Origin of the sequence: Pseudomonas chlororaphis, assembly GCF_001921865.1 — a bacterium.
GTDB classification, from domain to species: Bacteria; Pseudomonadota; Gammaproteobacteria; order Pseudomonadales; family Pseudomonadaceae; genus Aquipseudomonas; species Aquipseudomonas chlororaphis_D.
On sequence record NZ_MSCT01000020.1, the window covers coordinates 203968 to 224403 of the forward strand.

The window sequence follows — 20436 nt, forward strand, 5'->3', positions numbered from 1 at the left end:
AGCCTCACTTTCAGACAGCGTCCTACACGGCAAAACCTGTCATCCGCACAATCCAATCGCAAGCAATCGAGCGCCAACCGGCTGCCCCTACGCATCGCCCCCTGTAGCCGCTGCCGAAGGCTGCGCAAGGACCGCAGGTCCTCCGGCGACCTCTAGACCCTACGCCCGCTTCGCGGTCGTACGCAGCCTCGCAAGCTCGGCAGCGGCTACAGGGATCTGCGCCGACCGGTAGGTCGCGTTTGGCTTTTGATCTTGATCTACCTGCCCCTTCGGCAGGCCGAGTGGAGGTGTTCATCAGGGGGAAGGCGCGCAGCGCCCCTCGACGCAGTCGAGGACATCGCCGGCGGCGATGCCCCCTGAGGGACGCCGGAGGGAGGGAACCCGAGCGCAGCGAGGGCCGTACGCGGGGGCAAGCCCTTTTGGTTACTTTTATGGCGTTTGATAAAAGTGACTCGCCGTAAGGGCGAAACCATAAGCCGCCGTGACCGCAGCAACGGATATGTACCCCATCGAAAAAGATGCAGCGCCAGAACGGACGTCATCGCGAGCAAGCTCGCTCCTACAGGTGTTTGCCAAAAGTGACCCGCCGTCGTAAGGGCGGAACCCTAAGCCGCCGTTACCGCAGCAATGGATATGTACCCCATCGAAAAAGATGCAGCGCCAGAACGGACGTCATCGCGAGCAAGCTCGCTCCTACAGGTGTTTGCCAAAAGTGACCCGCCGTCGTAAGGGCGGAACCCTAAGCCGCCGTTACCGCAGAAATGGATATGTACCCCATCGAAAAAGATGCAGCGCCAGAACAGACGCCATCGCGGGCAAGCCTCGCTCCTACAGAGGCACCGACCCCGTCAGCCCTGCCAGATAATTACCGAAGAAAGAAGCCCCCACTCACTCGTCGCAGAACAGCGCCGCGATCTGCGCCCGACTCGACGCCTGGAGTTTGGAGAAAATGTTCTGCAGGTGAGTTTTCACGGTCTTGTCGCTGATGCCGAGGATCTGACCAATCTCCCAGTTGGTCTTGCCTCGGGCCACCCAGCGCGAAATCTCCGCTTCGCGGCTGGACAGCACGGATAACAGTTGATGGTTCGGCCCCGGGTTGTGCCGCAGCAGCTTGCTGCCCAACGCCCGGTTCAGGGCAATGTGCAGGTACGGGGCGAACACCATCATGCGCATTTTGCTTTCATGGGCCACGGTGGCCGAGATGTTGTGAAAGAAATAGCCGGTGAAGGTATTGCGGTGCAGGCCGGGCAACAGGGTCCAGCCCAGGTTGCGGATCCCGTGTTCGCGAAAGATCTTCGCCCACACCTGGTCCGACGAGTTGCCCAGGCGCTCCACGGTGGTGTATTTGGGGCGCCCGCAATGCTCGATCGGGTCGATACCCAGCGGCGGAATCATCCCGTCACGACCGACAATGGCCTTGATCAGGCTGTCGGAGACGCTGTCCGGGTGGATCAGGTGGGAAAAAAACACCCGGTGCGCGCGGACCCGGCCGCTGGCGAACACAAAGTTCTCGCACGGCAGGATCTGCGGCAGCGCCAGTTGGGTCTGCTGCTTGAGTTCGGCGATGGTCCGCGCCGAGGTAATGGAGTTGAGCACGCTGGTCAGTTGCAGGCGTTGCTGGCTGTCGGTGGGCGGCAGCGCCAGCACCGACCGCGGGCGGCTGGCCAGTTCCAGCCGCGGTTCGCAGAACGACGGCTGGGCGAACAGCAACGCCGCGGGTTTGTGCGCGTGCACCGCACCGATCGATAGGCTAGTCATACTTCCACAGCCTGACTGTCGAGGGTGATGTCGCGCAATACCCGGCCATTGCTCTCCAGCGCGACCACCGACTTGTCCAGCGGGTGGGCTTCGGCCGGCGCCATGCCGCCCTGCGCCGCCAGCCAGGGCTCGAACTGCTTGCGGCATTCCTGGCGCTTGATCTTGCCGCTGGAGGTGCGCGGCAACGAGCCGCCGAACACCAGCAACAGCACCGGTCGGGCCAGTTGGTGGTGTTGCCACAACCGTGCCTTGAGGTCGCCGAACAACTGGCCGATGTCGAGGCTGCGCAAGGCCCGCCGCTCGATTTCCTGGGCCACGACCACCTGCTCGCTGTCGCCGGCCTCGATGCTGAAGGCCGCCGTGCCGTCCGGGCGAAAGCTGTCGTGGGTGCGCAGCACGGTGTTCTCGATATCGCCAGGGTGATGGTTGACGCCATTGACGATGATCAGGTCCTTGAGCCGTCCGGTGACGAACAGTTCGCCGTCGAGCAGGAACCCCAAATCGCCGGTGCGAAAGTAGCGCGACCAACCCAGGGTCGGCGGTGCCGGGCGAAAGGCCGCGGCGGTGCTGTCCGGGCGCTGCCAGTAACCGCTGGCGACGCTGTCGCCGAGGATGCAGATCTCGCCGACCCGGCCGTCTTCCAGTGGCTGTTCAGTGTGCGGATCGCAAATGAACGGAGCCTGCCCCGGGATGCCGCGCCCGCTGCTGACCAAGGTGCGCAGGCGCAACTCGGCGCTGGCGCCCGGGCCGTCGTGCAGGCGCGCCACGTTGTCTTCCAGCAGGCCGGCGTGGAACTGACGGACCACCGGCTCGCGCTTGCTGCCGCCGGCGCTGACCATCAGCGTGCCTTCGGCCAGCCCGTAACAGGGAAAGGCCGAGGTGCTGGCAAAACCGGCGCGGGCGAAGCGCTCATGGAACGCCGCGATGGTCTGCGCCCGCACATGCTCGGCGCCGTTGAAGGCCACCTCCCAACTGCTCAGGTCGAGGCCGGCCAACTCTTCGTCCTTGATCTTGCGCAGGCACAATTCATAGGCGAAGTTCGGCCCGCCGCTGACGGTGCCGCGGTAGGTGCTGATGGCCTGCAACCAGCGCAGCGGCCGTTGCAGGAAGTGGATCGGCGCCAGCAGGGTCGAGCCGAAGCCGACGAACAAGGATTGCAGGATGCCGCCGATCAGGCCCATGTCGTGATACGGCGGCAGCCAGCTGACCAGGTGGCTGTCCTTGTGGGTCAGGAAGCCGCGGCTGATGCTGCGCGAGTTGTGGATCAGGTTGCCGTGGGTCACCGCGACGCCCTTGGGCACGCCGGTGGAACCCGAGGTGTATTGCAGGAAGGCAATATCGTCGCGGGTCACCCGGGGCGCCAGCCATTGGCTGGCCAGCGCCAGGTCCAGAGTCGCCATGTCCATGACCAGCGGGCTGCCGGCCTGCCCCAGCCGGGCCTGGATGGTCAGGACATCCTCGCCGCTGGCCAGGGCCGCCGTCGGTTGGCAGTCGTCGAGGATGCCGTCCAGCCGGTCCAGGGTCTTGGTCGCCCCCGGCGGATACGCCGGCACCGCCACCAGCCCGGCATACAGACAGCCCATGAAGGCAATCACGTAGTCCAGGCCAGGCTTGAGCAGGATCAGCACTCGGTCTCCTGCCGGGCAATGCTCCTGCAACCGGGCAGCGGTCGCTTTCGCCGCGCGGTCCAGTTCAGAGAAAGTGATCAGGGTTGCTTCGTCTCGCCCGTTGTGTAGAAAACGATAGGCCAATCGGTCCGGGATCGTGTGGGCGTGAAGCTGCAGACATTCCGAAAAATTCGCATACGGAACGTCGCTATCGTGGTCGTTCGTAGTCATTATTTTGTGTCCAGGCAGCCGTACTTAGCCATCTCCCGCAAGGCCCGAAACTGGCGGCCTTGCGCATCCATTACGCTTGATCATCCTCTGGGAGCGCGCAGTCGAAGTTAATACTCCGAACGGCGTATACCCGCAATTTTCGCCCCCAAGGCATAGTCAAAGCACAGTTTCACCGCAGGTTCGGCCAAGGCTTGGCCGCCCCTGTCCTCGGACGTTTCCAAGGCATGTGAAGCTCATGGAAAGGACGTTCGCAAGCTGCGCATGTGTAACCAGCCATGTCACACACCCGCCTGCCGCGACGCCAACGCGCAGGCCTTCATTGAATCGAGCACAACCCTGGGGAGAACAGGATGTCTTTCAGCGAGTACGCAACGTTCGACGCCGTCGGCCTGGCCGACCTGGTCAGAAGCAAGCAAGTGCTGCCCTCCGAGTTGCTGGAGGAAGCCATACGCCGCATCGAAGCCTTCAACCCGGCGGTCAACGCCGTGGTCTACAAGGCCTACGACAAGGCCCGGGCGCAGGCCGCCGCACAGGACAAGGCCCCCGCCACCGGCGCGCTACACGGCGTGCCGTTTTTGCTCAAGGACATCCTCGGCGACTGCCAGGACCTGCCGTCGACCCTGGCCTCGCGCATGCTGCAAACGCGGGTCATGCCCCAGGACTGCGAGCTGGTGAAGCGCTTTCGCCAGGCCGGGCTGGTGTTCGTCGGCAAGACCAACGCCCCGGAGTTCGGCATCCTGCCGACCACCGAAGGCGCCTTTTACGGCCCGGCGCGCAACCCGTGGAACCTGGAGTACTCCACCGGCGGCTCCAGCGGTGGCGCGGCCGCCGCGGTGGCCACCGGCATGGTGCCGGCGGCCCACGGCAACGACGGCGGCGGCTCGATCCGCATCCCCGCCTCGTGCTGCGGCCTGGTCGGCCTCAAGCCGACCCGGGCGCGCAATTCCCTGGCCCCGGACTTCGGCGAGCTGCTCAGCGGCCTGCTCGACGAACATGTGCTGACCCGCAGCGTGCGCGACAGCGCCGCCCTGCTGGACGCGACCCACGGCGTGGTGCCAGGCGACCCGTACCGCGCGCCGCCGGTGCAGGGGCGTTTCCTCGACCAACTCGGCCACGCACCCGAGCGCCTGCGCATCGCCTTTTCCAGCACCGACCCGGCCGGCAGGCCGTTGCACCCCGACTGCCTGGCCGCGGTGGAAAGCACCGCGCGCCTGCTCGAATCCCTCGGCCACCACGTAGAAGAAGCCGCGCCGCAACTGGATCTGCCGAGCTTCGCCGAAGCCTTCAGCGCCCTGTGGTTCTCCGGCATCGCCTTCGCCGTGGAGCTGATGAGCCTGCAACTGGGGCGCGGCCCGCTGCCGGACGAGCTGGAAAACCTGACCCAGGCCGTGCACCAACGGGGCCTCGGCGTGAGCGCCGTGGAGTACCAGATGTCCGAGCTGGTGTTGCAGCAGGTCGGCCGGGAAATGGCGCGTTTCCACCAGACCTACGATTGCTGGCTGACCCCGACCCTGGCCCGGCCGCCGCTGCGCAACGGGGTGGTGGACGTCCATTCCAGCGACCTGGAAAACACCTACGGCCCGCTGATCGACTACAGCCCCTTCACCGCCATCCACAACGCTTCGGGGCAGCCGGCGATTTCCCTGCCGCTGCACTGGAACGCCGAGGGCCTGCCGATCGGCCTGATGTTCAGCACCGCCTTCGGCGAGGAAGCCTTGCTCCTGTGCCTCGCCGCCCAGCTGGAGCAGGCGCGGCCGTGGCGGGACCGGCGGCCGCCGCTGTTCCTGCAACACCGCCCCCTCGCAACGGTTGCCGGCTAAGGAGCGCAGCAGATGCCCACGCTGGACAGCACCGCCTATCGCGATACCTCTCAGGCCCCGGGGCAGCACCCCCCGGGCGCCATCCCCTGGCCCACCGATGGCTTGAGCCGCGAGGAACTGGCGCGCCACGGCAAGGAGCTGATTCGCCAGACCCTGCCCTTCACCGTGGAAAACCGTCGCCTGAGCTGGTGGCATTTCTATTCGACGCTGCTGGTGATCGGGCTGTTCGGCACGGCCGTGGCCATGCCGCTGTGGTGGCCGCTGCGCCTGGCGTGCAGCGTGCTGCTGGGCTTGTCCCTGGTGCGCATGTTCGTGCTCTACCACGACTACATGCACGGCGCGATCCTCAAGGGTTCGCGCTTCGCCGCGGCGTTCTTCAAGACCTTCGGCCTGCTGCTGATGGCCCCGCCGACGCTGTGGAAGCAGTCCCACGACTACCACCACGGCCATAGCTGCCAGTACGTCGGCGCGGAGCAGCGGCGCCTGCCGCTGCTGTCCACCCACACCGACCTTGGCACCTTTCCCCTGCTGTCCACCGAGGAATATGCCCGCGCCGGGCGCTTCAAGCGCTTGCGCTACCGCCTCGCCAGGCACCCGCTGATGATCCTGCTGGCATCATTCAGCATCTTTATTTTCAGCATCTGCATGGTGTCGCTGGTCACCCAGCCGCGGCATCGCCTCTGGTCGCTGCTGGCCCTGGCGCTGAACCTGGCGAGCGCCGTCGCCCTGGCGCTGCTGGCGCCGGACATCCTGTTGTACGGGGTGCTGATCCCCAGCCTGTCCGGCTCGGCGCTGGGCGCCTACATGTTCTACTGCCAGCACAACTTCCCCGGCGTGCGTTATCCCGCACGTGCCGACTGGGACTACGCCGCCACCGCGGTGTATTCATCCAGCTACATGCGTACCGGCCCGCTCATGGCCTGGTTCACCGCCAATATCGGCTACCACCATGTGCATCACGCCAATTCGGGCATTCCGTTCTATCGCTTGCCGGAGGCCATGGCGGCGATCCCGGCGTTGCAGGCGCCGATCACCACCTCGCTGCACCCGCGGGATATCTACCGCTGCCTGCGGCTCAAGCTGTGGGACCCGGCGCGCCAGCGCATGGTGTCGTTCGCCGAGTTCCACCGGCAGTTGCAACGCTGAAGGAAATGAGGCCAGCGCCGCCGTCGGGCGGGTGCTGGCCGGGGCCCTCGACGCCGGAATTTTCCCGGCGATTGCGGGTCAGTAGAGCCACGCCTTTTCGCTCCGGCCCATTGGCCCGTGACAATGGCGCGGCGGTCCCATAAATTAGGCGCCCTGAAAAGGCCCGGTGCTTTTCTAGCCTCATTTCCAGTTAAACGAAGTAGTGAAATATCAATGTCCGATTCCAATACAGAAGAATCCGTAAACGCCTTGTCGTCCAAAGCCGAATACGAAAACGCCATCAATCTTTCACAGCACGTCTCCCAGGCCAAGACCATCAGCGAGATGGTCCTCGACGCGTTCCAATCGAACAAGGAAAGCGACCAGATCCGCGAACTGCGCACAGAAATCCGTCAGGCTCACGACCGCTTCGACGACGATCGCGCCTATGACCTCATGGGCCAGCTCAAGCAGCTCAAGGACGCCGAGACCGCCGACAGCGCGGCCCTGGAAGACCTGGCCAGCAAGTTCCCGATCAGCCGCATCCTGTCCAGCTACAAGGACGACCCGAGCTTCCAGGAGCTGGTCTACGGCCTGGCGCTGAAAGTGTTGAACCAGACCCACCAGGCCATCAGCAGCCCTGGCGGCGGCAAGAGCAAGGCATCGCGGGCGAAGAAGGAAATGGAAGTGTTCGCCATCAGCAAGGACGGCATCAGCGTCACCCTGCCGATCCGCCCGCGCTCCAAGGCCAACGTCGACCGCGAAGTCTTCGAGTTCCTCGGTTTCGCCTTTGTCGGCGAAGGCGAAGAGGCGGAGCTGGAAAGCGAAGTGTTCCTCGACAAGGACGGCAACGAACAGCCGGCCACCCGCAAGAACATCGTCACCGCGATCCAGCAGCAGACCGCGTTCGAGGGCTACAGCGCCCTGCAGCAGTAATCCCTGCCTCTCGATCGGGCTCTACCTGATACGCCGCCATCGCGAGCAAGCTCGCTCCTACAGGTACTGCCCTTTCCCCCCTGTAGGAGCGAGCTTGCTCGCGATGGGGACCTTCGGGACACCCCGGCGGACAGGCCAAAAAAAGCCCCGCGCTTCTCTCGAAGGCGGGGCTTTTTCGTGGCGTTCACGCTTATGGCGCGTAGGTCAGCAGCAGCTCGCCGGGTACCTTGAAATCCAGGGACATCATCACGCTCAGCGCGGTGATGGTGAAGATCGAGAACACGAACAGCTTGCGCGCCCAGACGGTGTCGTCCACCGCCTTGTAGCCGGTCCAGGCCATGTACAGCCAGTACATGCCCATCGCGGCCGCAACGGCCAGGTAGCTCATGCCGGCGTACCCGCTGAACGTCAGCATCAGGGTCGCCACCAGGAACGCCAGGATATAGAGCAGGATGTGCCGCTTGGCCACCAGGATGCCGCGCTTCACTGGCAGCACCGGAATCGATGCGGCCAGGTAATCGTTGAAGCGGAAGATCGCGATGGCGTAGGAATGCGGCATCTGCCACAGGCTGAACATCACCAGCAGGGTCAGCGCCGCCATGTCGAAGCTGTTGCTCACGGCGACGTAGCCGATCACCGGCGGCATCGCCCCCGACAGACTGCCCACCAGCGTGCCGTGCACCGACTTGCGCTTGAGGTACAGGCTGTAGAAGCCGACGTAGATGACAAAGCCGATCACGGCAAACAGCGCCGCCAGCGGATTGGCCACCTTGTACAACAACACCACGCCGGCGACACCCAGGACGGTCGCGTAGATCAGTGCCAGCTTCAGGGAGATGAGGCCCTGGACCAGCACGCGATTCTTGGTGCGCTCCATCTTCAGGTCGATGTCGCGGTCGATGCAGTTGTTGAACACGCAACCGGAAGCCACCACCAGGGACGTGCCGATCATCGCGGCCAGGAAGATGGCCAGATCGACATGTCCCTTGGAGGCCAGGAAGAAGCCGCCCGCCACAGAAAGCACGTTACCGAAAATGATCCCCGGTTTGGTGATTTGGATAAAGTGCTTCAGCGACATCGGGTCTTACCTCACTTCGCCATCATGTAGGTGTGGATGCTGAACATGATCCACAGCGACAGGCCAACCAGCAGGACGATCACCAGAGCAGCGAAGACGAACGCGATCACGTTGTTACGCTGGGCCTCGGAGCGGTCCAGGTGCAGGAAGTACACCAGGTGAACCAGGACCTGGATCACCGCGAACGCCAGGACGATCATCAAGGTGATGGATTTCGGCAGGGTCGGGTACATCACCAGGCCGAACGGGATGAGCGTCAGGATCACCGACAGGATGAAGCCGATGGCGTACGACTTTACGCTGCCGTGGCTCGCATCATGGCTGTCATGGGAGTGTGCATTAGCCATTACAGGGTCCCCATCAGGTAGACAACGGTGAAGACGCAGATCCAGACCACGTCCAGGAAGTGCCAGAACAGGCTCAGGCAGCTCAGGCGGGTCTTGTTGGTCGCGGTCAGGCCATGCTTGTTGACCTGATACATCATGATCGCCATCCAGATCAGGCCGGCGGTCACGTGCAGGCCGTGGGTGCCGACCAGGGTGAAGAAGGCGGACAGGAAGCCCGAACGGCTAGGGCCGTAGCCCTCGGAGATCAGCAGGTGGAACTCGTTGATCTCCATGCCGATGAAGCCCAGGCCGAACAGGAAGGTCAGCGCCAGCCAGCTCAGCACGCCCTTCTTGTTGCCACGGAAGAACGCCAGCATGGCGAAGCCGTAGGTGATCGAACTGAACAACAGCAAGGCGGTTTCGCCGAGCACGTAAGGCAGTTCGAAGATGTCGTGGCCCGACGGGCCACCCGCTACGTTGTTTACCAGTACCGCGTACACCGCGAAGATCGACGCGAACAGAATGCAGTCGGTCATCAGGTAGAGCCAGAAACCGTATACGGTCATCTCGCCCGAGTCGTGGTGATGGTCATCGTGCCCATGGTCATCGACATGGGTGTGTCCAGCATTGGTCACTAAGTTCGACATGGTTTAAGCCTGTTCCAACGAGGTTTCTACACGGTTGGCCGGGATCTTCTTCTCGGCTACCAGGCGAGCGTGCTGCTCGGCTTCGATGCGTTCGATCACGTCGACCGGCACCATGTAGCCTTGATCATCACGAGCCGCATGGATCACGAAATAGATCACGGTACCGGCCAGGCTAGCGATCGCCAGCCACCAGATGTGCCAGATCATCGCGAAACCGAAGACGGTCAACAGAGCACCCATCACCAGGCCGGTGGCGGTGTTGTTCGGCATGTGGATCGGTTCGTAGCGAGCAGGCTTCTGGTACGCGGTACCGTTTTCCTTGGCTTCGGTGAACGGATCGATGCTATCGGCCTTCGGCAGTACGGCGAAGTTGTAGAACGGCGGTGGCGACGAAGTCGACCATTCCAGGGTGTGGGCATTCCATGGGTCGCCGGACACGCACTGGTTCTGCTTGCGGTCACGCACGCTGACGTACAGCTGGATCAGCTGGCAGGCGATACCGATGGCGATCATTACCGCACCGAACATGGCGACGTACAGGTACGGCACCCACTCAGGGTTGGTCGTGGCGTTCAGACGACGGGTCATGCCCATGAAGCCCAGGGCGTAGAGCGGCATGAATGCGACGAAGAAGCCGGAGATCCAGAACCAGAACGCCGCCTTGCCCCAGCCTTCGTGCAGCTTGAAGCCGAACGCTTTCGGGAAGTAGAAGCTGAAACCGGCGATGTAGCCGAATACCGCGCCGCCGATGATCACGTTATGGAAGTGCGCGATCACGAACAGGCTGTTGTGCAGGACGAAGTCGGCACCCGGGATGGCCAGCAGTACGCCGGTCATGCCGCCGATGGCGAAGGTCACCATGAAGCCCAGGGTCCACAGAACCTGGCTGGTGATGCGCAGGCGGCCGTGGTAGATGGTGAACAGCCAGTTGAATAGCTTCACCCCCGTCGGGATGGAAATCAGCATGGTCGCCAGGCCGAAGAAGGCGTTGACGCTGGCCCCCGAACCCATGGTGAAGAAGTGGTGCAGCCAGACCATGAAGCCCAGTACCGAGATCGCGCCGGACGCATAGATCATCGAGTGATGGCCGAACAGGCGCTTGCCCGAGAAGGTCGAGATGACTTCGGAAAAGATACCGAACGCCGGCAGGATCAGGATGTACACCTCGGGGTGGCCCCAAGCCCAGAACAGGTTCACGTACATCATCGGATTGCCACCAAGTTCATTGGTGAAAATGTGGAAATCCATGTAGCGGTCGAGGGTCAGCAGCGCCAGGGTGGCGGTGAGGATCGGGAACGAAGCGACGATCAGCACGTTGGCCCAGGTGCAGGTCCAGGTGAAGATCGGCATGTCCATCATCTTCATGCCCGGGGCACGCATTTTCAGCACGGTGGCCAGGAAGTTGACCCCGGTTAATGTCGTACCTAGCCCGGATAGCTGTAGCGCCCAGATGTAGTAGTCCACACCCACGCCCGGACTGTATTGCAGGCCCGACAGCGGCGGATACGCAACCCAGCCGGTCTTGGCGAATTCGCCGACGCCCAGGGACAGGTTGATCAGCACGACGCCGGAAACCAGCAGCCAGAAGCTCAGCGAGTTGAGGAACGGGAAGGCCACGTCGCGCGCGCCGATCTGCAGCGGCACTGCGAGGTTCATCAGGCCGGTGAAGAATGGCATCGCCATGAAGATGATCATGATCACACCGTGGGCGGTGAAGATCTGGTCATAGTGTTCAGGCGGCAGGTAGCCAGGCGAACCCTCGGTGGCCATGGCCAGCTGGGTACGCATCATGATCGCGTCGGCAAAACCGCGCAGCAGCATGACCATGGCGACGATGATGTACATCACGCCGATTTTCTTGTGGTCGACCGAAGTCAGCCATTCGGTCCACAGGTAGGACCACTTCTTGAAATAGGTGATACCCGCGACAAGCGCCAGACCACCGAGGATGATCATGGCAACGGTCACCATGACAATCGGCTCGTGGAACGGAATCGCTTCCAGACTTAATTTACCAAACATCGTTTACTCCTCTGCCCCAGCAGCTGAATTCGAGCCCATGTCAGTCCCTTCAACCGCGGCCACTTCTTTCTTCTCGTGCTTGACCGGCTTGCCTGGTTTCATGCCTTCGTACTTGTCGACGATTTTCTGAAACAGGTCTGGCTCATACGCGGAGTACAGGGCGACTGGGTTGTTCTGGCTTGGTTTGGTCAGGGCGTCGTATTCAGCTTGATCCAGCTGTTTAGGTGCGGCCTTGACTTCGGCTACCCAGGCGTTGAAATCCTCCTGGCTCGTCGAGATCGCTTTGAATTTCATGCCGGTGAAGCCAGCGCCGCTGTAGTTCGCGGAGATGCCTTCCATTTCAGCTTTTTCGTTGGCGATCAGGTGCAGTCGGGTCTGCATGCCTGCCATCGCGTAAATCTGGCCGCCCAGGGCTGGGATGAAGAACGAGTTCATCACCGCGTCGGAGGTAATCCGGAAGTTAAGCGGGGTGTTTTCCGGGAAACGGATCTGGTTAACCGTGGCGATACCCAGGTCCGGGTAAATGAACAACCACTTCCAGTCCAGCGCGACCACTTGGATGTTGATCGGCTTGACGTCGGACTCCAACGGACGGTACGGGTCCAGCTCGTGGGTCGACTTATAGGTGATGTAACCCAGGGCGATGATGATGAGGATCGGGACCAGCCACACCGCGACTTCGATCTTGGTGGAGTGCGACCACTTCGGCGCGTAGGTCGCTGCGGTGTTCGACGCGCGATATTTCCAGGCGAAAGCGAAGGTCATGATGATGACCGGCACTACGACCAACAGCATCAGCAGCGTTGCGGTGATGATCAGGTTTCGTTGATCCAGACCGATCTGTCCTTTCGGGTCCATCAAGGTCCACTTGCAGCCTCCCAGCATTAACATCATGCCAAGCAGCGGCAAAAAGCCTAGTAATCGGGGGTACCTGTTTTTACTCATCTCACGACCTCTAAAGCAGCTTGCGCAATGCAGTTGGGTTTTGATGGCCAACACTTCACCATGCCAAGGGTTGGCAATTTTTCTTCGATTGAATAAGGGCCTGCCCGGCGCATTACGCGCTGTTTGACAAATCCTGGGCTAGCAGTGAGTTCTTATTCGAATACGTGGTCAAAGGCCTTGTTACAGACCAATTCCATTTGGTGCGGATATTTGGAAGGTGCCGACACCTGGCGTCGCACGGAGCGTCCTACGCCCCTCGACCGCCACCGTATGCTCAGGGGTGAGCAGCGCCGGAAATTCAGTGCGGGCGATTGTAGGTAGTTAGGGTTTTATAAACCATGTCTTATCCCGAAATAATTTCTATCGGTTTACGTAATAATGCCGGAAGATTATTGCAGAGCGTCGCGATCATATCGATTTTCATTCGCAATAAAAAGCCCCGAAAACGCCTTCCTCCAAGGCCGTAAAACAGCCCCTTGGCGGATCGAAAAACCACCGATGGCAAGGCGCTATCCCTTGTACTACGAGGGCTGAACCGATTTCCCCGGAGCGCCGACCGGGGTAGCCCTGGCACCACCCTGGCCATCCCGAACTGACAGGCATTTGTGCCCGACGGCCGGAGAAAAACCGCCTCGCGGCCCTTCGCCGAAACAGCGCTGCGACACCGACCGTGTGACAACATGTCGCACTCTCGTCGCACCGCCGATTGCCCCCTATCAAGTTGCCTTTCCCATCTTGTCCTACACGCAAAAAAGCCCCGGCCCCGAACATCGGGACCGGGGCTTTTTGACGCTAGGTCAGGCGCTTTGCTTGCGGTTGCGAATGATGCCCAGCGGCACCAGCACCAGGGTCAGGACGAAGGCCACCAGCGCCCATTGCGCCAGGGACAGGCCCAGTACCGGCGGGTACGGCGTGGAGCAGAAACCATCGACCTGGAAACCCAGCGGGAAGATCGTCGCCAGCGGCAGGCTGTCGACGATCGGCTGCAGCACATCGATGCCGCAGCTGACCGCGGGGTGGGCCTGGGTATAGACGTGATGCCCCGCCACGGCGGCGCCGAACAGCGCGCTGAGCACCACCAGCACCTCCAGGATCGTGAGGCTGCGACGGCTGCGCATGGCCGCGCCGATAAAGGCGAAAATGGCGATCAGCAGCAACGCGTAGCGCTGCAGGATGCACAGCGGGCAAGGCGCCTCGCCCAGCACCACCTGCATGTACAGGGCGCCGCCGATCAGCGCCAGGCAGATCACTCCCAGTAACACCAGGAAGCGTCGCTCACGCCCCAAACGCAGTATGTCGTCAGTCATCCTCAATTCCTTTCCTGTCTGTGGTTCAGCCCGACGGCAGCGCTTGCAACTGCTGCATCAGACCGAGGTTGTCTTCTATATGCCAATTGGCGGCGATCCGGCCATTGTCGACCTGATAGATGTCGGTTGCCCGGAAGTCTACACGCTGACCATGACCTTTGAGTGCATTGAACGTCCCGCTGAAATGCCCGCGAAAATGCAGGTGCACCACCACGCGATCCCCGGCCACGATCATCTGCTCGATTTCGGCGCTCAGGTCCGGCACCGCTGCGCGAAACGCACGCGAGGCCAGCAACGGTCCGGTCGGGCCCTGGACCCGCCCCGGCGGCGGTGTCATATCGACGAAATTCTCCGCCAGCGCGGCCTTGGCCAGGCGCTCGTCGCCGCTGTTCCAGAAGCTGCCGTAACGCCGCGCAGCCAGTTCCATCGCTTCGCGCTGGGCCTTGGGCAAGCTGCGGTCGACGCTCAGGCTCTGCGCTTGAAGCAGCGCCGGCTCGGCGAAAACCACGGGGCTGGCGAGCAAGGTGGCGGTCAGGGTGATGCGGGAAATGACGGGGAACGGCATGGGATGATCCTGATCAGTGCGAACGAGCGCCTATCATCAGCATCGGGGAATTAACGATAAACAGGTTAAGAACGGATTAACCTTTAAAGGATTTTTACCAATGCGGCCAGCCTCAAGGGCTGAGGCTGGCCGGGGCGGGGCTTACTCCAGCGCCGCGGCGGGGCCGAAGAACTCGTAGCGGCTTTGCTGTTCCGGCACGCCGAGGGCCTTGAGGTGGCGCTTGATCGCCGCCATGAAGGCTTTCGGCCCAAGGAAGTAGGCGTCCAGGTCGCGCTCCTGCGGCAACCATTCGGCCAGTTGTTCCTGGCTCAGCAGGCCGATCTTGTCCGCCGCCGGGCTGACGCCGTCGTCTTCGGCATAGCAGTAGAAGCGCTTGAGCTGCGGATGGCGCGCGGCCAGGTCGTCGACCCAGTCGCGGAACGCATGCACCCCACCGTTACGTGCGCAGTGAATGAAGTGCACCGCACGCTCGCTGGCCAGCGCGGCTTCGAGCATCGGCAGGGTCGGCGTGATGCCGACGCCGCCGCTGATCAGCACCAGCGGCTTGTCGCTGGCCGCCAGGGTGAATTCGCCCGCCGGCGGGAACATCTGGATGCCGGCGCCAACCTGAAGCTCGTCGTGCAGGTAGTTGGACGCCCGGCCACCCTTTTCGCGCTTGACGCTGATGCGGTACTGGCCCGCATCGGACAGGGCCGACAGCGAGTAATTGCGGCGGATCTCCTCGCCATCGAGGAACAGCTTCATGCCGATGTACTGGCCCGGCTCGGCGGCCAGGATCGGCCCCTTGTCCGCCGGCTCGAAATAGAACGAGGTGATCTCGGCGCTCTCCTCCACCCGTCGCACCAGCTTGAATTCCCGCGCGCCGCGCCAGCCGCCGGGGGCCTGGGCCTTCTGGTCGTAGATCGCGCCCTCGGCGCCGATCAGGATGTCCGCCAACTGGTTATAGGCCGCGCCCCAGGCACTCATCACCGCCGGGGTGGCGATCTCGTCGCCCAAGACTTCGGAGATGGCGCGCAGCAGGCAGCTGCCGACGATCGGGTAATGCTCCGGCAAAATCTGCAGGGCCACGTGCTTGTTGATGATCTTCGCCACCAGGTCGCCCAGTTGGTCGAGCTGGTCGATGTGCCGGGCGTACATCAATACGCCGTTGGCCAGGGCCCGAGGCTGGTCGCCGCTGGCCTGGTGCGCCTGGTTGAACAGCGGACGCACTTGCGGATACTCGGAAAGCATCATCCGGTAGAAGTGAGTGATCAGGGCTTCGCCGCCGCTTTCCAGCAACGGCACGGTGGACTTGATGATGGCACGGTCTTCGACGCTAAGCATAAGAACAACTCCTGAGCTTTCTGGTTTCTTGCAGGTTGCTCTTTACCAATCAGATTTCATGCCAAAAATAAAAACCATAAAAATCATATAGTTAAAATAAAAATAGTCATTTAGACCCTAAGGCATTTATAGTCATTTAGACCATATGGAGTCATTATGACCGCAAAATCCCTGCTCACCGCGTTGCTGCCCCTGGTGTCCGACCTGTCCCGCGAACTGCCGGAAGGCGAGCGCTACCGCCGGCTGCTCGAAGCCATGCGCGCCCTGCTGCCCTGCGACGCCGCCGCGCTGCTGCGCCTGGATGGCGAATGGCTGGTGCCGCTGGCGGTGGACGGCCTGAGCACCGACACCCTGGGCCGGCGCTTCAAGGTCAGCGAGCATCCGCGCTTCGCCGCCCTGCTCAGCCATCCCGGCCCCACCCGGTTCGCCAGCGACAGCGACCTGCCCGACCCTTACGACGGCCTGGTGGACGGTTTGCACGAGCACCTGGAAGTCCACGATTGCATGGGTTGCCCGCTGTTCATCGACGAACGCCCCTGGGGCCTGCTGACCCTCGACGCCCTCGACCCGCAGCGTTTCGAGCCGATCGAACTGGATGCCCTGCAAGCCTTCGCCAGCCTGGCGGCGGCCACCGTCAACGCCGCCGAGCGCATCGAACGCCTGGCCCTGCGCGCCGAAGACGAGCACCAGCGCGCCGAGGTCTATCGCCAGGCCAGCGGCCAGGACCGCGAGATGATCGGCCAGAGCAAGGCCCATAAACGCCTGCTGGAGGAAATCGGCCTGGTCGGCGGCAGCGACCTGACGGTGCTGATCACCGGCGAGACCGGGGTCGGCAAGGAACTGGTGGCCCAGGCCATCCACGCTGCTTCGCCGCGGGCCGATCGACCGCTCATCAGTCTGAACTGCGCGGCCCTGCCCGATACCCTGGTGGAGAGCGAACTGTTCGGCCATGTGCGCGGCGCCTTCACCGGCGCCACCAACGACCGGCGCGGCAAGTTCGAGCTGGCCAACGGCGGCACGCTGTTTCTCGACGAGGTGGGCGAGCTGTCGCTGACCGTGCAGGCCAAGCTCCTGCGCGTGCTGCAAAGCGGCCAGCTGCAACGCCTGGGCTCGGACAAGGAACATCAGGTCGACGTGAGGCTGATTGCCGCGACCAACCGCGACCTGGCCGAAGAAGTGCGCTGCGGCCGTTATCGCGCGGACTTCTATCACCGCCTCAGCGTTTACCCGCTGCTGGTGCCGGCCCTGCGCGACCGCGGTCGCGACGTGTTGCTGCTCAGCGGCTACTTCCTCGAACAGAACCGCTCGCGCATGGGCCTGGGCAGCCTGCGCCTGACCAGCGATGCCCAGGCGGCGCTGCTGGCCTACGCCTGGCCGGGCAATGTCCGCGAGCTGGAGCACCTGATCGGCCGCAGCGCCCTCAAGGCCCTGGGCAACTGCCGCGAACGGCCGAAGATTCTCAGCCTCAGCGCCGCCGACCTGGATTTGCCGGACGCCTCTGCCCCACCGACGCTCGAGCCGCCTGCCCCGACGGCGCAAGCCGACAGCCCCGCCAGCGGCGATCTGCGCCAGGCCACCGAAAACTACCAGCGCCACCTGATCGGCGCCTGCCTCGAACGCCACCAGCACAACTGGGCCGGCGCCGCCCGCGAGCTGGGCCTGGACCGCGCCAACCTCGGCCGGATGGCAAAGCGCCTGGGCTTGAAATAAGCCGCGTCGCCGGTCTTCACCTATACCTGTAGGAGCGAGCTCGCTCCTACAGGAGACAAAAGCGCCTACGCTGATCCGGAAACCGCGAATGCGGCTAAAGCCAGCCCCCCAGGCGTCGATAACCCGTTATCGCTAGCTGTTCGCGACCTCGTTGCGCGAACCACCTTTTTCCACAGAAGGTTTTTATGTCTTCCAACAAAGCCCGCGCAGATTCCCTCTCGCTTCTGCTGTTCACCTTGCGCAGCGGCAAGCTGATGGCGATCAACCTGCTCAAAGTCAGTGAAATCATCCCCTGCCCACCGCTGACCAAGCTGCCGGAATCCCACCCTCACGTGAAAGGCATCGCCACCCTGCGCGGCAATTCGCTGTCGGTCATCGACCTCAGCCGGGCCATCGGCGAACGGCCGCTGGAAGACCCGGACGGCGGCTGCCTGATCGTCACCGACGTCAGCCGTTCCAAGCAGGGCCTGCACGTGCAGGCGGTGAGCAAGATCGTGCATTGCCTGACCACCGACATCCGTCCGCCGCCCTATGGCTCCGGCGGGGTCAAGGCCTATATCACCGGGGTGACCCAGGTCGACGGCACCCTGGTACAGGTGCTGGACATCGAGAAAGTCATCCACGGCATCGCCCCGGCGCAGATCGTAGCCGCGCCGACCGAACTGAGCATGGAAGACGCCGAGCTGCTGGGTAACGCGCGGATCCTGGTGGTCGACGACAGCCAGGTCGCCCTGCAGCAGTCGGTGCACACCCTGCGCAACCTCGGCCTGCAATGCCACACCGCGCGCAGCGCCAAGGAAGCCATCGACTGCCTGCTGGACCTGCAAGGCACCGCCGAGGAAATCAACCTGATCGTCTCGGACATCGAGATGTCGGAGATGGACGGCTACGCCCTGACCCGCACCCTGCGCGAGACCCCGGACTTCGCCCATCTTTATGTGCTGCTGCACACCTCCCTGGACAGCGCGATGAACGCCGAAAAAGCCCGCCTGGCCGGGGCCAACGCGGTGCTGACCAAGTTCTCCTCGCCGGACCTGACCCGCTGCCTGATCGAAGCGGCCCGTCACGTCGCGACCCAGGGCGCCTGAGCCTTGGCCGACGACTACTGCCTGCTGATGCGCCGCGACCTGGTCGAGGCGCTACCGCCCGCCAACTGGCCCGCCGCGTTCAGCCTCGACAGCTACCGCCCGGAACTGGCTGAAGCGGTGCACACGCTGATGCACCTCGGCTACCAGGACGGCGGCGGCCATGTGCCGACGCTGGACCACTGGCGCGAACGCTTTGAAAGCGACGCCGAATACGACCCGCAACTGTGCCTGCTGGCGCTGGACGCCGACGGCGTCGTCGGTGTGGCCCAGTGCTGGACCAGCGCTTATATCAAGGACCTGGTGGTGCATCCGCGAGCCCGCGGCCAGGGCCTGGGACGGGCCCTACTGTTGCAGGCGTTCGAGGTCTTTCGCCAGCGCCGCGAAGCCTTTGTCGACCTGCGGGTGCTGGAACACAACCAGCCTGCCCGGCAGCTGTACGAAAGCGCCGGCATGCGCGTCATCCGCCGCGAACAAGTACCGCAATCACCGCTCGCCTTGTAGCCGCTGCGGCAGGCTGCGCAAGGCCTACGACGATATTGAGACCTGCGCGCCCTTCGGGCACGAACGCAGCCTGCGGCAGCGCCTACATAGCAGTTGGCCGCGATTTCCAACGCACACGCCTCAGGCATACTCCTGCCCACCTCTGCGCCAAAGGAATGCCTTGCCATGAAAGCCGCCCTGCCCCTGCTCTGCCTGACCGCCGCCCTCGCCAGCCCGGCCCGGGCCTCCAGCCCGGACGCCTGGGCGACCTTCGACAAGCAGGTACTGGCCAGTTGCATCAAGGCCAGCCAGTTGAAGAACTCCAAGGCCGTGGGTAACGCCGCGCAGTTCGACGACCGGGTCGGCTACACCGCCTTGCTGCTTCAGGGGCAGTACCCGCAAAAACACATGAAGGGCCAGACCGGCATCGAACTGTGCCTGTACGACAAACAGCACCGGAGCGCCCAGGTCAGCGAGTGGGATTCGATCCGCCCGGCCCTCGAAACCAAGTCCCGCTGAGTGGCGTATAACTTGCTTCGAGAATGGTCTTTACCGGGCGACGCAAGGTATTGCGTCGCCGCTTCCACCTTTTGACGATGGCTGTGCGTTCCATGAATATTCGTTTTTCCTGCGTCGGTTGCGGCAAGTGCTGCAACGATCACCACGTTCCCCTGACCCTGGACGAAGCCCACCAGTGGGCACGGGATGGCGGCCAGGTGATCGTGCTAGTGGAGGCCTTCCTGAGTAACGGCCTGGGCCTGCCGGCCGAGCAGCGCGAACACGCCGAGCGACGTTCCTGCGAGGTGCCCAGCGGCCATGCCCGGGCCCATGTGGCGATCACCTTTGCCGCCTACAACGTCGGCCCCTGCCGGAATCTTGACGAACGCCAACTGTGCCGGATCTATGAGCGCCGGCCGCTGGTGTGCCGCATCTACCCGATGGAAATCAACCCGCACATCCCGCTCAACCCGGCGGTCAAGGAATGCCCGCCCGAGTCCTGGGAACAAGGCCCGCAACTGATCGTCGGCGGCACACTGGCAGACCGCGAACTGGCCGAACTGATCCAGCGCTCGCGCCAGGCCGACCGCGACGATATCCGCGGCAAACAAGCCATCTGCCAATGGCTCGGCATTCACACCACCGCGCTCAAGGGCGACGGTTTTACCGCGTACCTGCCGGACATGGCCGCCCTGGTCGAAGCCATCGAGCGGGTCCAGGCGCAACCGCAGGCAGCGCCGGCCGGCGAGTGGCTGTTCCATGTGTCCGGCGCCGACATTGCCGGGCAGGTGCAGGACGCCGGTGCCCAGGTGGTGACCGAGGCACCGGTCAATTACGCTTTCATTGCGCTACAGGTGGCTTGATGCCGCTACCTGTCTCCCTGTAGGAGCCCGCTTGCTGGCGATCCAGACAACGCGGTGTGCCAGATCGACGCCATCGCGAGCACGCTCTCTCCTACACGTACAAGGCG

Annotated in this window: 18 protein-coding genes; 8 read left to right on the forward strand and 10 right to left on the reverse strand. The window is 63.2% G+C overall.

What is annotated here, in order from left to right; translation table 11 throughout:
- Positions 1-888 precede the first annotated feature (888 nt).
- Together BTN82_RS23920 and BTN82_RS23925 are read right to left on the reverse strand one after the other, a co-directional pair.
- Entirely contained in the window at positions 889-1758 is an 870-nt protein-coding gene (locus tag BTN82_RS23920) for a LuxR C-terminal-related transcriptional regulator (RefSeq protein WP_075121552.1), read from the reverse strand.
- Positions 1755-3596 (reverse strand): fatty acyl-AMP ligase, encoded by a 1842-nt coding sequence (locus BTN82_RS23925; protein WP_075121553.1) that lies wholly within the window; start codon positions 3594-3596, stop codon positions 1755-1757. The genes BTN82_RS23920 and BTN82_RS23925 overlap by 4 nt, the downstream gene beginning before the upstream one ends.
- Before the next feature lie 350 nt (positions 3597-3946).
- On the opposite strand from BTN82_RS23925, the gene BTN82_RS23930 reads away from it, so the two are divergent.
- From BTN82_RS23930 to BTN82_RS23940, 3 genes are all read left to right on the forward strand, one after another.
- A complete protein-coding gene (locus BTN82_RS23930) occupies positions 3947-5416 on the forward strand; it encodes an amidase (RefSeq protein ID WP_075121554.1) in 1470 nt (489 codons plus the stop codon).
- 12 nt (positions 5417-5428) lie between these two features.
- Complete coding sequence (locus tag BTN82_RS23935; RefSeq protein WP_075121555.1) at positions 5429-6562, forward strand: fatty acid desaturase family protein; 1134 nt, start codon at positions 5429-5431, stop codon at positions 6560-6562.
- Positions 6563-6775: 213 nt separating this feature from the next.
- Positions 6776-7477, forward strand: a complete 702-nt coding sequence (locus tag BTN82_RS23940; protein ID WP_075121556.1) for a hypothetical protein — start codon at positions 6776-6778, stop codon at positions 7475-7477.
- A 190-nt stretch (positions 7478-7667) separates the two neighbouring features.
- Here BTN82_RS23940 and cyoE read toward each other — a convergent pair whose 3' ends face one another.
- The 8 genes from cyoE to hmpA all read right to left on the reverse strand — a co-directional run bounded on the left by cyoE (position 7668) and on the right by hmpA (position 15690).
- Positions 7668-8555, reverse strand: coding sequence for a heme o synthase (gene cyoE, locus BTN82_RS23945; protein ID WP_075121557.1), 888 nt, complete (start codon positions 8553-8555; stop codon positions 7668-7670).
- Positions 8556-8566: 11 nt separating this feature from the next.
- Positions 8567-8902, reverse strand: a complete 336-nt coding sequence (cyoD, locus tag BTN82_RS23950) for a cytochrome o ubiquinol oxidase subunit IV (RefSeq protein WP_075121558.1) — start codon at positions 8900-8902, stop codon at positions 8567-8569.
- Positions 8902-9528, reverse strand: coding sequence for a cytochrome o ubiquinol oxidase subunit III (locus tag BTN82_RS23955; protein WP_075121559.1), 627 nt, complete (start codon positions 9526-9528; stop codon positions 8902-8904). Before BTN82_RS23955 ends, cyoD begins: the two co-directional genes overlap by 1 nt.
- 3 nt (positions 9529-9531) lie before the next feature.
- The gene (gene cyoB / locus BTN82_RS23960) at positions 9532-11550 is read right to left on the reverse strand and encodes a cytochrome o ubiquinol oxidase subunit I (RefSeq protein WP_075121560.1); all 2019 of its coding nucleotides are present in this window, start codon (positions 11548-11550) and stop codon (positions 9532-9534) included.
- Positions 11551-11553: 3 nt separating this feature from the next.
- On the reverse strand, positions 11554-12495 hold the full coding sequence (gene cyoA, locus BTN82_RS23965; RefSeq protein ID WP_075121561.1) for a ubiquinol oxidase subunit II: 942 nt from the start codon (positions 12493-12495) through the stop codon (positions 11554-11556).
- Positions 12496-13292: 797 nt separating this feature from the next.
- Complete coding sequence (locus BTN82_RS23975) at positions 13293-13802, reverse strand: disulfide bond formation protein B (protein ID WP_075121562.1); 510 nt, start codon at positions 13800-13802, stop codon at positions 13293-13295.
- Positions 13803-13827: 25 nt separating this feature from the next.
- Positions 13828-14367, reverse strand: a complete 540-nt coding sequence (locus BTN82_RS23980) for an ester cyclase (RefSeq protein WP_075121563.1) — start codon at positions 14365-14367, stop codon at positions 13828-13830.
- 141 nt (positions 14368-14508) lie between these two features.
- Positions 14509-15690, reverse strand: coding sequence for an NO-inducible flavohemoprotein (gene hmpA / locus BTN82_RS23985; protein WP_075121564.1), 1182 nt, complete (start codon positions 15688-15690; stop codon positions 14509-14511).
- Between the two features lie 156 nt (positions 15691-15846).
- Here hmpA and norR point away from each other — a divergent pair, with 156 nt between their 5' ends.
- The 5 genes from norR (at position 15847) to BTN82_RS24010 (ending at position 20329) form a co-directional block, all read left to right on the forward strand.
- Positions 15847-17400 carry a nitric oxide reductase transcriptional regulator NorR gene (gene norR, locus BTN82_RS23990; protein WP_075121565.1) on the forward strand — a complete coding sequence of 518 codons (1554 nt, stop codon included), beginning with the start codon at positions 15847-15849 and terminating at the stop codon, positions 17398-17400.
- A 185-nt stretch (positions 17401-17585) separates the two neighbouring features.
- Positions 17586-18488 (forward strand): chemotaxis protein CheV, encoded by a 903-nt coding sequence (locus BTN82_RS23995; protein WP_075121566.1) that lies wholly within the window; start codon positions 17586-17588, stop codon positions 18486-18488.
- 3 nt (positions 18489-18491) lie between these two features.
- Positions 18492-18989: a GNAT family N-acetyltransferase gene (locus BTN82_RS24000; RefSeq protein WP_075121567.1), complete on the forward strand. Its 498-nt coding sequence runs from the start codon at positions 18492-18494 to the stop codon at positions 18987-18989.
- 165 nt (positions 18990-19154) lie between these two features.
- On the forward strand, positions 19155-19487 hold the full coding sequence (locus tag BTN82_RS24005; protein ID WP_075121568.1) for a hypothetical protein: 333 nt from the start codon (positions 19155-19157) through the stop codon (positions 19485-19487).
- A 92-nt stretch (positions 19488-19579) separates the two neighbouring features.
- Positions 19580-20329, forward strand: coding sequence for a YkgJ family cysteine cluster protein (locus tag BTN82_RS24010; protein WP_075122008.1), 750 nt, complete (start codon positions 19580-19582; stop codon positions 20327-20329).
- Positions 20330-20436 lie beyond the last annotated feature (107 nt).

Coding starts and splice junctions, on each gene's coding strand:
- BTN82_RS23920 (WP_075121552.1), bottom strand. CDS start 1,758: ATGACTAGCCTATCGATCGGTGCGGTGCACGCGCACAAACCCGCGGCG.
- BTN82_RS23925 (WP_075121553.1), bottom strand. CDS start 3,596: ATGACTACGAACGACCACGATAGCGACGTTCCGTATGCGAATTTTTCG.
- BTN82_RS23930 (WP_075121554.1), top strand. CDS start 3,947: ATGTCTTTCAGCGAGTACGCAACGTTCGACGCCGTCGGCCTGGCCGAC.
- BTN82_RS23935 (WP_075121555.1), top strand. CDS start 5,429: ATGCCCACGCTGGACAGCACCGCCTATCGCGATACCTCTCAGGCCCCG.
- BTN82_RS23940 (WP_075121556.1), top strand. CDS start 6,776: ATGTCCGATTCCAATACAGAAGAATCCGTAAACGCCTTGTCGTCCAAA.
- cyoE (WP_075121557.1), bottom strand. CDS start 8,555: ATGTCGCTGAAGCACTTTATCCAAATCACCAAACCGGGGATCATTTTC.
- cyoD (WP_075121558.1), bottom strand. CDS start 8,902: ATGGCTAATGCACACTCCCATGACAGCCATGATGCGAGCCACGGCAGC.
- BTN82_RS23955 (WP_075121559.1), bottom strand. CDS start 9,528: ATGTCGAACTTAGTGACCAATGCTGGACACACCCATGTCGATGACCAT.
- cyoB (WP_075121560.1), bottom strand. CDS start 11,550: ATGTTTGGTAAATTAAGTCTGGAAGCGATTCCGTTCCACGAGCCGATT.
- cyoA (WP_075121561.1), bottom strand. CDS start 12,495: ATGAGTAAAAACAGGTACCCCCGATTACTAGGCTTTTTGCCGCTGCTT.
- BTN82_RS23975 (WP_075121562.1), bottom strand. CDS start 13,802: ATGACTGACGACATACTGCGTTTGGGGCGTGAGCGACGCTTCCTGGTG.
- BTN82_RS23980 (WP_075121563.1), bottom strand. CDS start 14,367: ATGCCGTTCCCCGTCATTTCCCGCATCACCCTGACCGCCACCTTGCTC.
- hmpA (WP_075121564.1), bottom strand. CDS start 15,690: ATGCTTAGCGTCGAAGACCGTGCCATCATCAAGTCCACCGTGCCGTTG.
- norR (WP_075121565.1), top strand. CDS start 15,847: ATGACCGCAAAATCCCTGCTCACCGCGTTGCTGCCCCTGGTGTCCGAC.
- BTN82_RS23995 (WP_075121566.1), top strand. CDS start 17,586: ATGTCTTCCAACAAAGCCCGCGCAGATTCCCTCTCGCTTCTGCTGTTC.
- BTN82_RS24005 (WP_075121568.1), top strand. CDS start 19,155: ATGAAAGCCGCCCTGCCCCTGCTCTGCCTGACCGCCGCCCTCGCCAGC.
- BTN82_RS24010 (WP_075122008.1), top strand. CDS start 19,580: ATGAATATTCGTTTTTCCTGCGTCGGTTGCGGCAAGTGCTGCAACGAT.